Source organism: Butyrivibrio sp. NC3005 (genome assembly GCF_000424545.1).
Classification (GTDB): domain Bacteria; phylum Bacillota; class Clostridia; order Lachnospirales; family Lachnospiraceae; genus Butyrivibrio.
On the sequence record NZ_AUKC01000069.1, the window covers coordinates 1 to 12,188 of the forward strand.

General features: G+C 36.5%; 10 protein-coding genes. 1 reads left to right on the forward strand and 9 read right to left on the reverse strand.

Translation table 11 applies throughout. The features are described 5' to 3' along the window. Window positions 1-117: 117 nt before the first annotated feature. From G634_RS0114170 to G634_RS19410, 5 genes are all read right to left on the reverse strand, one after another. Window positions 118-1,758, reverse strand: coding sequence for a glycoside hydrolase family 9 protein (locus G634_RS0114170; RefSeq protein WP_035800268.1), 1,641 nt, complete (start codon window positions 1,756-1,758; stop codon window positions 118-120). Between the two features lie 125 nt (window positions 1,759-1,883). Next, complete coding sequence (locus tag G634_RS0114175) at window positions 1,884-3,047, reverse strand: aminotransferase class I/II-fold pyridoxal phosphate-dependent enzyme (protein WP_026505832.1); 1,164 nt, start codon at window positions 3,045-3,047, stop codon at window positions 1,884-1,886. Continuing rightward, window positions 3,044-3,532 carry an Lrp/AsnC family transcriptional regulator gene (locus G634_RS0114180; RefSeq protein WP_026505833.1) on the reverse strand — a complete coding sequence of 163 codons (489 nt, stop codon included), beginning with the start codon at window positions 3,530-3,532 and terminating at the stop codon, window positions 3,044-3,046. Before G634_RS0114180 ends, G634_RS0114175 begins: the two co-directional genes overlap by 4 nt. Window positions 3,533-3,742: 210 nt before the next feature. After that, window positions 3,743-4,741 (reverse strand): AIR synthase-related protein, encoded by a 999-nt coding sequence (locus G634_RS0114185; RefSeq protein ID WP_026505834.1) that lies wholly within the window; start codon window positions 4,739-4,741, stop codon window positions 3,743-3,745. Window positions 4,742-4,762: 21 nt separating this feature from the next. Continuing rightward, window positions 4,763-6,403 (reverse strand): VanW family protein, encoded by a 1,641-nt coding sequence (locus G634_RS19410; RefSeq protein WP_051234053.1) that lies wholly within the window; start codon window positions 6,401-6,403, stop codon window positions 4,763-4,765. A 332-nt stretch (window positions 6,404-6,735) separates the two neighbouring features. Here G634_RS19410 and G634_RS20520 point away from each other — a divergent pair, with 332 nt between their 5' ends. Next, the gene (locus tag G634_RS20520; RefSeq protein ID WP_051234055.1) at window positions 6,736-7,368 is read left to right on the forward strand and encodes a hypothetical protein; all 633 of its coding nucleotides are present in this window, start codon (window positions 6,736-6,738) and stop codon (window positions 7,366-7,368) included. Window positions 7,369-7,378: 10 nt separating this feature from the next. Here G634_RS20520 and nth read toward each other — a convergent pair whose 3' ends face one another. From nth to G634_RS0114220, 4 genes are all read right to left on the reverse strand, one after another. Continuing rightward, entirely contained in the window at window positions 7,379-8,029 is a 651-nt protein-coding gene (gene nth / locus G634_RS0114205; protein ID WP_035800271.1) for an endonuclease III, read from the reverse strand. Between the two features lie 27 nt (window positions 8,030-8,056). Next, window positions 8,057-9,232 carry a galactokinase gene (locus G634_RS0114210; RefSeq protein WP_026505836.1) on the reverse strand — a complete coding sequence of 392 codons (1,176 nt, stop codon included), beginning with the start codon at window positions 9,230-9,232 and terminating at the stop codon, window positions 8,057-8,059. Between the two features lie 173 nt (window positions 9,233-9,405). After that, the gene (locus G634_RS19420) at window positions 9,406-10,602 is read right to left on the reverse strand and encodes a toxic anion resistance protein (RefSeq protein ID WP_242826823.1); all 1,197 of its coding nucleotides are present in this window, start codon (window positions 10,600-10,602) and stop codon (window positions 9,406-9,408) included. A gap of 2 nt (window positions 10,603-10,604) precedes the next feature. Further along, window positions 10,605-11,819, reverse strand: a complete 1,215-nt coding sequence (locus tag G634_RS0114220) for a 5-bromo-4-chloroindolyl phosphate hydrolysis family protein (RefSeq protein ID WP_026505837.1) — start codon at window positions 11,817-11,819, stop codon at window positions 10,605-10,607. Window positions 11,820-12,188 lie beyond the last annotated feature (369 nt).

Here is a 12,188-nt window from a genome sequence, read left to right on the forward strand (position 1 = left end):
GATAATCATCAGCAAGAATCCTGCTTCGCAGGACAAAATTTCTCTTGACGACAAATTTTGGTCTGGTACGGTTATTGATTTTCCTGATGAAAACAATAACCTATAATTTCCTATCCATTACTTCATTAATCCTGCCATTACAAACACCAGTGGTGAATTCCAATAAATAGTTATTTCATTCAAAGAATAGCAATCGATGTGATCTAAATAACATTTCATAGGAGCTGAATCTTTAGGAACTTCTTTTGCTCTTTCATCCTGAAGTCCCACATTTGGTCCTCCTGATACAAGACCTGGCCATGGAAGTTCAATATTATCGACTGCTGTCGGCCTTAAGTGCGGATTTTTAAATGCTTTTTCTCCATTACCTGTTACATAACTTGTGTCCATACTATTACAGCCCAGAAGATAATCTATGCCGGATTCAATGGTATTTTTATACGCATCGTTTTTCTCTATTCTATCTGCAACTGTCAGCACCATGAGATACTTTAACAATTCCATATTGCTTCCCCAGATAAAATCATCTTTTTCCATACAAAGACCAAATCCGTTCTTTTTAGCATTTGCGCAAAGCCGGTCAGCTTCATCTTCAAAGTGTTTCTTTATTTTATCTGTAAGAATGTTACTCTCATCTTTTAGCAAAAGACAAAGTGCTCCAAGTCCTGCTACATCTCCCCATCCAAGGCAGGTGAATATATCCCCCTGATAACCTTTTAATTTCTGCTTTTTATCATATTCTTCAAGTCTTTCCTTTTGAATGATGGCATCTTCAAAGTAGTTCTTTTCATCTAATGCTTCATACAAAGCACATGCTGCAAAAAATCTATTAGAAATGTCTTCCGCTTCGCCATATTCGCCTGTATTAGAGCCTTCTGCATTGCAAAATAACAGTTCCTCAGGATTTGCCTTAAGCCAGTCGTAAGCTTTAAGAGAATGCGTTAAAAGAAGCTGCGCATATTCTTTGTCATAGTCTTTATACACTGTATATGCAAGGGCAAATACTGCTGCTACATCGGCTGTTGCAAGTGATGAAACAGGGAATATGAATAGTTCACTCTTATCATCTTCCGGCATAACAAAAGGAGCATGACAAAAGGTTGTTACCTTGTGCCAAACCGCGCCATCATCTCTTTGCATTTTCATAAGGAAATCTAGTTCTACCTTGCACTCTGATAAAATATCAGGTAAAACATTTCCATTAACCTCAACTTCTGGAATATTAAATTTTACTTTTAAAAGATTATTAAAAAAACGAACACCAAATAAAAGATGAGCAAGCGCAACTGCTCCTGCTGTTGAGTATCTTCCATAATCGCCTGCATCATGCCAGCCGCCTTTTACGTCTACTTTGACATTCTCTTCTCCATAAACAGTTGCCATTTCCATGTGGCAAGGCTTATGATAATACTCACCTGCAAACTCTTTGGTAAGTGCATCACCACATCTAAGATAATAAAAGCATTTGCAGATATCTTTCATCAGCTTGTCATAGACATTTTCAGAAATTTCAAAAGTAGTGGATTTATAGCCCTCTGCACAGACATAGAATTTTCCTGTTTGAATCATTTTTGAAAAATCAGCTACGAATGTATCTTCTCCAGATATTTCATCTGTCCCAAAGTGCCTGATATTTCCCTTAAATACACTTTCACCTTTGTCATTACAAACTTCAAACTCTGATGCCTTGAAATTAAGAACAGCTTTTTTGTAGCTTTCAGGAAAAAATCCTACTTGATTTACATAAATACTCCTCATGAAAACCTCCCCGATATTTAGTTTTTGCTATTATGTTTAAAAATGCCCCTTTATCTTCAACTAAAAAGCTATTTTAACCCTCTATACCCTAATATTACTTACTAAATCAGAATTCAAACGCTTTTTTACTTCTGAAGCGTAGAAATAAATCTTTTTAATCTTTCAAGTGCAACTTTCAAATTGTCCATAGAATATGCATAGGAAATTCTGATGAATCCTTCGCCGCAATCACCAAAAGCAGTTCCCGGAACCACTGCAAGCTTTTCCTGTTCCAGAAGTTTTACTGCAAATTCATCACTTGTAAGTCCATATTTTTTGATACTGGGAAATACATAGAAAGCGCCAAACGGTTCAAAGCATTCAAGCCCCATTTTCTTGAATTCGCTTAGAAGAAACAAACGTCTGCGATTGTATTCTTTCCGCATCATTTCTACATCATCATCACCATTTTTTAAAGCTTCAATCGCCGCATACTGGCTGGTAGTAGGTGCGCACATAATACAGAACTGATGAATCTTCACCATCTGCTTAATGATTTCTTTTGGTCCACATGCATATCCAAGTCTCCATCCTGTCATTGCATATGCCTTAGAAAAACCATTAATAAGAATAGTCCTTTCTTTCATTCCCGGAATTGTCACTATTGAAACATGCTTTTCCTTATAGGAAAGTGCAGAGTATATTTCATCAGAAATAACATATAAATCATGCTTCTTGACTACTTCTGCAATCTCTTCGAGATCTTTTTGTTCAAGGATTGCTCCTGTCGGATTGTTCGGGAACGGAAGCACCAATATCTTGGTCTTATCTGTTACTGCATCTTCGACTTCCTGTGCAGTAAGTCGGAAATCATTTTCCTCTTTTAATTCGATTATTACCGGCTTTCCATCTGCAAGAATAGTGCAAGGCTCATAAGAAACATAACTAGGCTGAGGGATAAGAACTTCATCTCCAGGATTAATCATGGCTCTCATTGCAAGGTCAATTGCCTCTGATCCACCAACTGTGATGAATATTTCATCAGCCTGATCATAAAATACATTCTGGGTTCTTCCAATATAATTGGAAATCTCTACTCTCAAATCCTTAAGACCAGAATTAGAGGTATAGAAGGTTCTTCCTTTTTCCAGAGAATAAATACCTTCTTCGCAAATATGCCACGGAGTATCGAAATCCGGTTCTCCTACACCAAGTGAAATAACATCATCCATTTCCTGAACGATATCAAAAAATTTACGAATGCCTGACGGTTTTATTTCAGTTATTTTGTTTGATAATGGATTTCTCATGGGCTTACCTTCTCTCTAGTATCTTCTTGCTTTTTAGCAAGAACTGTTCCATGATCTTTGTACTTTTTCAATATGAAATGAGTTGCTGTGCTCTGAACTGTATCAAGTACAGCAAGCTTAGTATTAACAAATTCAGCCACTTCAAGAAGTGATCTTCCCTCAACAATTACCATAAGGTCAAAAGAACCACTCATAAGGTACAAACTTGATACCTGTGGAAATCTGTAAATACGCTCTGAAATGGAATCAAATCCCATTCCTCTTGTTGGCGTAACTTTTACTTCTATAAGTGCCATTACTTTATCGATGGAAGTCTTAGACCAGTCAATCATGGTGTGATATCCACTAATAATGCCTTCATCTTCCATAGCCTTGAGCTCATTCGCGACATTTATTTCATCTTCTCCAAGAACTGTCGCCAGCTCATTTATTCCAATTCGACTATTTTTCTCGATTACTGTTAAAATCTCTTCACGAAGTGCCATTATACCCTCCATAGATAAAATTATATTTGTCCTAAATATGCTACTGTTATACACAAATATACAGTAACACTTTTATCCCTATCCTAACACAGCACCATGATATGGTCTAGAGATTTTGGAAAAAAATCCGCATGCTTATTTATGATACTGATGCTTTTTTCTTTAGTTGTGCCATATTTTTTTCTGCCAATGTAATGTAATAATCGTTAATCATCTTGAATATTTATAAGCAACTATGCTGTCTGTTTGAGGAAGATCCAGAAATCTTTTCTCTTCATCGTTATAAATAACTTTGTCATTAGTGTTTTTTAAATATCCTATTACCTGCGCATTTATGCCTTCCTTTTCAAATTCTTCCAAGGCTTTATCAGCATTAGATGTCACAAACAATAGCGCTCCCTGGGATGTCATCTGATATGGATTAACATTGAGTATATCTGTCATTTCAACAGTTTCCTGTCTAATCGGGATTCTGTTTAAATACACATCAAATCCATGTCCTGTCATCTGACCAAGTTCCCAAAGAGAAGCAAAAATGCCTCCAAATGATACGTCATGCATGACTTTTGCCCTGCATCTTTTGGCAATTTCAGCATCTTTTACAACTTCCAAATATTCAAGTTTTCCAAACGAAACTCCTGCATTTCTGATAAACGGCGGATAGTGTTTATCTATTACATCTCTTCCTTCATCTGCCAGAATAGCACTTCCGCTTAGTCCTATCCACTTGGTCATGATAATAGCATCACCTTTTTGTGGCTTTATTTCTGTATCCTTATTTTCACTATTAATTTTTTCTCCAACAGCACTTACTGTAATAATGCAATTCTTAACAGCTGGGGATACTTCTGTCTGACCGCTTTTTATCTCTGCTCCAAAATAAACAGCTGCATTTGCAGCGTCTTCCATTATTTGCCTAAGTTTCTTTTCTTCAGCATCTTCTGGCATGACTATTGAAATCATCAGCTCTTTAACATCAGCGCCTGCTGCCGCAAGGTTATTTACTGCATTTACTACTGCATACTTTCCTGCATTCTCTATATCAAGGGTCCAAGTTGCTATGGATGAGCATATATTAGTACTATTATTGTCAGTAGCAAAAACGGCGCAGTCGGTATAACCTTCTGCGCTGTTATCAGTATATGTCTTCCTTGCAATTTTCCAAATAGAACGTTTTAAAACATTCTCTGTTATTTTTCCAATTCGCAAAACATACTCCTATTTAATAAATTAATTACCTACTACTGTAGGATCTGTTGGTACCGGTATCTGTTGTCCTGGATTTGTCTGTGCATCCGGCTGTTGCACCTGAGGCACTTGCTGACCCTGCATAGCATTTGGATCTGCCGCCTGCGCATTAGGGTCTGCAGGCTGTGCCGGCTGTGCATTTGGATCTGCTACCTGTGCGTTAGGATCTACAACCTGAGGCTGTGCCTGCTGAAGAGTTGCTGCAATTGTTGAAGCTGTAGCTGATACTTGATTGTAAGAGCCTGTTGCTATAGCTGCATTTAACATCGCAAGACAGTTCTCATCACATCCTGCAACTCCCACAGTTACAATTCTTGGAACCATCTTGTAATTACTGCTGTTAACTACTTCCCTACTCTCTTCTTTGCCATTTACTGTAACTATTTTCCAAAGCTGAGCTTTAATACCCTTGTGTGCCGACTGGGTAACTTTGACATATCCAACCGGAAGAGATGCATCTGTCACAAAATTATCCTTATCAGGATCTGTAGTCTCTAAAGTTTCACTACTATAAGATACTTTTCTTCCTGCATCACGTTCTTCTTTTCCATAGATAGTAAACGTAATAGCCTTACCACTTGTATATCCTTCGATATAAACCGGATACTTTGTATTGTTTACAAAACGGAAATTCTTACCACCATTTTCTGCAATTGCTGCATCGCATGAAGGATCTACATAAGTTACTATCATGGAGTGATTACTTCTCTCTGTAACTTTTAGTTCTGCTCTAAGAACTGCATTATACAAAGTCGTGGATACCTGACAGATTCCACCTCCAAAACTCTCAACTACCTGCCCGTTCAAGTAAGAACCTGCAAGAGCATAACCGTTCGCCTCTGTAAAAGGGGTAATCTGATTCAGCATATTGAATTCATCACCAGGATAGAGTGTAAGGCCACTTGCCAGTCTGCATCCATTGGCAATATTAGTACAACGTGCAGCACCAGATGTCTTATAAGTAGTAGTATATGTTCCCAGAACATCTTTTACATCTTTGAGTGCATCCTTACTCCCCTCAGGTTCTGTAACATCTATAGACAAACCTATTGTGCAATCATTACCATCCCAATTATCCATTGTTTCATGAACTTTTTTAATGGATTCAGCTTCATTTATAGCATGTCCAGCCACTCCATCTACAACCGTGAAAGAAGAACCATTTCTTTTCAACGTATAATTCTGAGCCTTCTGATTAAAAGAAGAACACTTATTCTCAAAAACCTCTGTAAGAACTGTATCATCTACAGAAACATCCAGATTATAGTTTTTGCCACCGTTTACTACGTCTTTACTTTCCTTATATCTATGTACCACATTTCCTTTATGCCCAATATTGACTGCATCATCTATAACATCTCTGTTTGTCCAGAGAATACCCAGCTCACTAGCACTTAGTGTTACAGATGCATCATCAAGTCCTGTAAAAGTAACTTTCGAATTAGCTATCTTGGACATATAATTATCAACAGCTGCTAAAGCTGCTTTTTCTTCCATCCCTGAAACATCAACACTTCCGATGTGTACATTATTTGGTATCTTGCCAGATTTTGCTTCTGCCTTAATTGACAAACCACTCATAATCGTCAAACAAGCCAGCAAGATAAATAAATATTTTTTCATAAACCCTCACCATAATTATGATATAATCAAATTAGACAGCAGCTGAAAGAAGTGATATAACCATTGTTAATATCATAAGTCCAGCAATTATTGCTGCCACTAGATTTTTTGTTTTATTTCGTTTAAACATGATTCCTCCTCTAAAAATCACAAAAAATTTTAATGACACATATCTCTATGTTACTACTTATTTTCAATATGTAAAGCTGATATTTATTTAATATTTATCCATTTAAATTCAAAATCATTAACAGTATTTAATCAAAAAATATCCATTTGTTTAGCACTTAACCCGTTAACATAATTAACTTTACTTTTACGAGGAATTATATATGAAGTTTCCATTTCTTGCAATGATTATTGTTTTATGTTTCTGGATTCATCTTCGCATGAAAATGATAAGAGAAAAAGGCGCAGAGCAAAATGAAAATTTCTGGGAGCGCGAGCAGAGAGCCAACTCTACAAGAAAGCAAAATATTGATTATCTTCCCTATATTAAAATTCCAGAAGATAGTCTTCCTTTTGGCGCTTTGAATGAAGAACCAGAAGTTATATCCTGCGAGAAAACAATAAGAAGGCTTGCTTCTAAAGACAAAAAAATCCTAAACCTTACCGGTATCACTAATACTGAATTGAAATTCAAATATGGCGCAGCAAACCTTATGCCTTTAACAGAATATGATGAAAACTACATGATATTAGTGACAACATTAAAAAAATGGGCAAAGCTTCTTTACGAAGATAAGTTATATAAGGAAGCTGCAAACGTATGCGAATTTGCAGTTTCCACAAGAACAGACACCTCAGAAGTATATTTCATTCTATGTGATATTTATAAAAACCATTTGGATCTTACACCAGAAGAAGCTGAAGAAAAAATAAAGAGCCTTCTTCCAATTGCAAACTCTATCAATGCTCTCAGCAAAACTTCAATCGTGAATTATATCGAAGATCAAATTGGATAATATATTTTTGTCACTCCGCTTTGCACGATGGGCAAATATCTTTTAGGAAGCACTCTCCGCACTTTGGATTTCTTGCAATGCAGACAGTTCTTCCTAAATATATTATCTGAATATTATATCTAATCCAGTTTTCCATTGGTAAGATTTTCATCAAATCCTTTTCTATTACTACAGGATCTTCAGAGTCAGTAAATTCAAGCTTTCTTGATATTCTTTTTACATGAGTATCCACTACTATACTGGGATCCTGGAAAATATTACCTCGTATTACATTGGCTGTCTTTCTTCCAACTCCTGGAAGTGATATAAGATCTTCAAGCTTTCTTGGCACTTCACTTCCAAAATCCTTCTCAAGTTTCTGAGCACAGCCAATAATATTCTTAGCCTTACTATGATAGAAACCTATTGAATGGATATCCTTTTCCAGTTCCTTTTGATCCGCAATAGCAAAATCGTGTACAGTCGGATATTTTCTGAACAATCCTGGTGTGACCATATTTACTCTTTTATCAGTACATTGTGCTGATAAAATCGTGGCAATTAAAAGCTCAAATGGATTTGTATGAGTAAGGTAAGTGTATAAATCTTTGCCATACTGCTTATCCAGAAGCTCGCACACTTTTTTTGCTCTTTCTGTCACTTCTTTTGTTTTACGGATCATAGTTATCTCCATTCAATAAAAAATAGATTATAATTCCCTTGGGCCAGAACCAATTGATACTGTATAGAAGGTGCAATCATATCCAATTTTATTTCGGTATTCTTTCCCAACTTCTTCTTTAAACTTTTCAATTGCTTCATCTTTTACAATAGATACTGTACAGCCTCCGAATCCGCCGCCGGTCATTCGAGATCCTATAACTCCATCGATTTCCCATGCTTTTTCTGCAAGTGTATCAAGCTCAATTCCTGTAACATCATAATCGTCACGAAGTGATACATGAGACTGATTCATCAGCTTTCCGAATTCTTCTAGGTTTCCTTCTTTAAGCGCTTTAACTGCCTTTATTGTTCGCTGATTCTCATATACTGCATGCTTTGCTTTACGTCTTCTATCTTCGTCTTTGATAGCATCTTTATGAGCTTCAAATTCTTCGATACTAAGTTCTCCAAGCCCTTTAATATCACATACTGTCTGAAGTTCAGTAAGTGCCTGTTCACATGCACTTCGTCTTGCATTATATTGAGAATCTGTAAGTTTATGCTTTTTATTAGTATTTGTTACTACAATCTTGGCTTTGTCTAATACTATAGGTGCATATTCAAATGAAAGATCTGAAGTATCAAGGAAAATAGCATTGTTTTCTTTTCCCATAGCTGATGCAAACTGGTCCATAATTCCGCAGTTACACCCATTGAAATTGTTCTCGGAATACTGGCCTATTACTGCAAGATCTGTATTTGTAACTTCAAGGTTGTAAAGATTCTTGAGCATAAATCCTGTAAGTACTTCAAGTGAAGCTGATGAAGAAAGTCCTGAACCATTTGGAATATTTCCATAGATTACCATATCAAAACCAGTTTCAAATTTAATACCTCTTTTTTCAAATGCCCAAACTACTCCCTTGGGATAATTAGTCCAGCCGGCTTCATTTGATGGTGTTAAATCATCTAGTGAAGAATCTCTTCTACTTCCTTCAAAATTCAGTGATATAAAGCGAATCTGTCTATCATCTCTTCTACGCACTGCAGCATATGTTCCTATTGTAAGAGCACATGGAAATACGTGTCCTGCATTATAGTCTGTATGCTCACCAATGAGGTTTACTCGCCCTGGTGCAAAAAATAATCTTATGCCTTCAGAATCCCCAAACTCTCTGGCAAATCCCTCAATAAGTAAATCTTTAATTTCCTTCTCTGTCATAGCTATACTCTCCATTTCTAAAAAGCTTGTTTTTTCGCGCTGTCTAGACGTTTCAGGCTATATTTACCTTAACACTTTTCAGGGCATTGAACAACAAAAAAGTGGCGCAAATAAGCGCCACTTTTAGCATATTTTTTTAGTTGTATTTTAGTATTAACAGCTTATCTAATCACTCAATTTCTTGATGCTTCAATCAGTTTATCCTTTAACTGGCTTTCAATCTGGTTGAGCTCTTGTTCTGCAACGCGTCGTCTTTCTTTTCCATCGCGCTGGATTGTAAGAACTTCATCGATTGTACTGATGAGCTGCTCATTTGTATGACGAAGTGTTTCGATATCCACAATGCCTCTTTCGGACTCTTTGGCTGTTTCAATTGTAGCAACTTTAAGCCTATCTGCATTCTTCTTAAGAAGTTCATTTGTCATATCGTTAACTTCACGTTCAGCCTTTGCAGCCTGTGTGGAGTGCTCTACACCAATAGCAATTACCATCTGGTTCTTCCAAAGTGGAATAGTATTAACTATTGTAGACTGAATTTTCTCAGCCATTATGGTATCTGAATTTTGTACAAGTCTAATCTGAGGGCCTGTCTGCATTGCAATTGTTCTCGTAAGCTCAAGATCATAAATCTTTTTCTCAAAACGATCACAAAGACTTGCAAGATCTTTTGCTTTCTGTGCATCTTCTGGAAGACCTGTTGAAGCAGCCTGTTGCTGAAGCTGTGCCAATTCGCCGTTTCTAATTAGCTCAAGCTTTTCTTTTCCTGCAATAATATACATATTAAGCTCTTTATAATAGTTCAGATTAAGTTCATACATCTGATCCATAAGAGCAATATCTTTCATAAGAGTAACCTGATGTTGCTCAAGCTTCTGGGTTATTTCTGTAATATTGGTTTCAACAGAAGAGTACTTTGCCTTGAGTTCGTTTACTTTATTTCCAGATCTCTTAAAGAAAGCCATGATACCATGTTCCTGTTCCTCAACATCAAAGTTCTTGAGCTGAGTTACTAGACCTGTAAGCATATCGCCTACTTCACCCATATCCTTGGTCTTAACGTTGTCTATAGCTTTTTGTGAGAAATCTGCAAGCTTTTTCTGTGTTCCGACACCATAATTTAAAATCGCACCAGAATCAGTAATATCAATAACCTTAACGAACTCTTCAACCTGTTTTCTCTCTTCTGGTGAAAGCTCTGCCTTCTTTTCGACCTCTTCTTTTGCCTGTTCAGGTGTAATCATAGCGCTTGGTGTTACAGCAAGCGGTGCAGGCGCAGGGGCTGCTCCAAAAGAAAGAGTTGGTGCTGATGGTTTCTCCATAACTGTGTCATTGGTACTAGATGCATTCATTTGTCCAAATTGATTTTCCATACTTACTTATTCTCCTCCTTAACAAGACCATCCTGACGGAACATTGTCTCCATAACGGATATATCTGAAGAAATATCCCACGCCTGATCCTGCATTAAATCATTTAATAAAGCTTCAAAACCTTTATTTATCATATCTATAGCTTCTGAAATCTGTGCCCTTGATTCTGCAGCGTTTGCTACCCTCTGTGATGCATCATCAAGTGACATATATGAATTTAACAATTTCTTAGTTGTTGGCAGATAGTAATTCATGAACTTTCTAAGTTCTGTTGCCTTTTCAGGATGATTTCTAACCTGCTCAAAAATAATGTGCATAATCTCTTCAAGCTTATTAAGCTTGTCTGTCATAGGATCACTAACTGCTATCTTGTCATTTACACTATGAATAAAAGAAATATACTGATTTCCCTCATTCAAAATCTTCTGTGCCTCAGAATCTTCTGACATATTGCTGACATCTATCTGATTTGCACGAATCTGATTCTCTCTCTGAATTCTAGCATCCTGCATTGCTATGTACTGACTATATGCATTATCAGTCAGTAAAAGAGTTGTCTCCTGATCATCAAAGCTTGCTCCAGGAAGCATCCCCTGTCCCATCATCTTCTTAAGCTCTTCTTTTAACTTCTCAGTTGTCAGGTTAACATTTCTGGCAAATTCAGATAATGTTATAAATTCGCTATTGCCAGCTATTCTCTTAAATACTCTATATTCAGCAACAAGTTTTCTTTGCTTTAATCCGTTTCTAAGAAGCATCAAGGAAGCAAATGTTAAGGCTGAAAATATAGCAGTAAGAGTTATTGTGGCCGGATTTGGAAGAAATAATGTTCCCAAAAATGTACCAAGAGCAGATATAGAATTAATACCTGTACCAATTCCTCCAAAAATCACTGAACCAATACCTATAGTACTTCCTACATTTCGCTTATAAAAAGCACTTGTTCTCCTGCGCATCTCAGTGTATTGCTGAGTTCTGTTATAGTATTCAAGCCTCGCCTGTTCTCTTTGCTGTCTTTTATATTCAAATTCATTTACACGCCCCTGTGTTCTTACCACAGGAGTATTATTGGGATTATGACGATAATAGCTAGTAAAACGTTCTGTAGTTCTCTTAATATCTGAACTTAAATGGCTAAAGTCCCCCGTATTTACTGCTCTTGTCACTGTGTCAGTAATTTCTTTTACACCATCAATAACATCATCACCTAAAGCCATAGCTACTCTCCATACAGTTTCAATTTTATTATCTAAATATATTCCGCTTTGCATAGGTTATTGTTTTCATCAGGAAAATCAATAACCGTACTAGACCAAAATTTGTCGTTAAGACAAATTTTGTCCTGCGAAGCAGGATTCTTGCTGATGATTATCCTAAATCTCAGCAAGAAGTCATGCTTATAATAAAAAATAAAAATATTTATCAAACTTTTCTCATAACCAAGCGGATTTTCTTCCTAGTAACACTTTTCTTATTTATTTTACCCGACTAGTTTGAAATCTTCAATCTTATTCCATCTTTTTAATCCGCTTTTTCTGACTTTTCGTCACGCTTTTTCTTTTCTTCTTTTCTAAGCTTGTTTCTAA

Coding starts and splice junctions, on each gene's coding strand:
- G634_RS0114170 (WP_035800268.1), bottom strand. CDS start 1,758: ATGAGGAGTATTTATGTAAATCAAGTAGGATTTTTTCCTGAAAGCTAC.
- G634_RS0114175 (WP_026505832.1), bottom strand. CDS start 3,047: ATGAGAAATCCATTATCAAACAAAATAACTGAAATAAAACCGTCAGGC.
- G634_RS0114180 (WP_026505833.1), bottom strand. CDS start 3,532: ATGGCACTTCGTGAAGAGATTTTAACAGTAATCGAGAAAAATAGTCGA.
- G634_RS19410 (WP_051234053.1), bottom strand. CDS start 6,403: ATGAAAAAATATTTATTTATCTTGCTGGCTTGTTTGACGATTATGAGT.
- G634_RS20520 (WP_051234055.1), top strand. CDS start 6,736: ATGAAGTTTCCATTTCTTGCAATGATTATTGTTTTATGTTTCTGGATT.
- nth (WP_035800271.1), bottom strand. CDS start 8,029: ATGATCCGTAAAACAAAAGAAGTGACAGAAAGAGCAAAAAAAGTGTGC.
- G634_RS0114210 (WP_026505836.1), bottom strand. CDS start 9,232: ATGACAGAGAAGGAAATTAAAGATTTACTTATTGAGGGATTTGCCAGA.
- G634_RS19420 (WP_242826823.1), bottom strand. CDS start 10,602: ATGGAAAATCAATTTGGACAAATGAATGCATCTAGTACCAATGACACA.
- G634_RS0114220 (WP_026505837.1), bottom strand. CDS start 11,819: ATGGCTTTAGGTGATGATGTTATTGATGGTGTAAAAGAAATTACTGAC.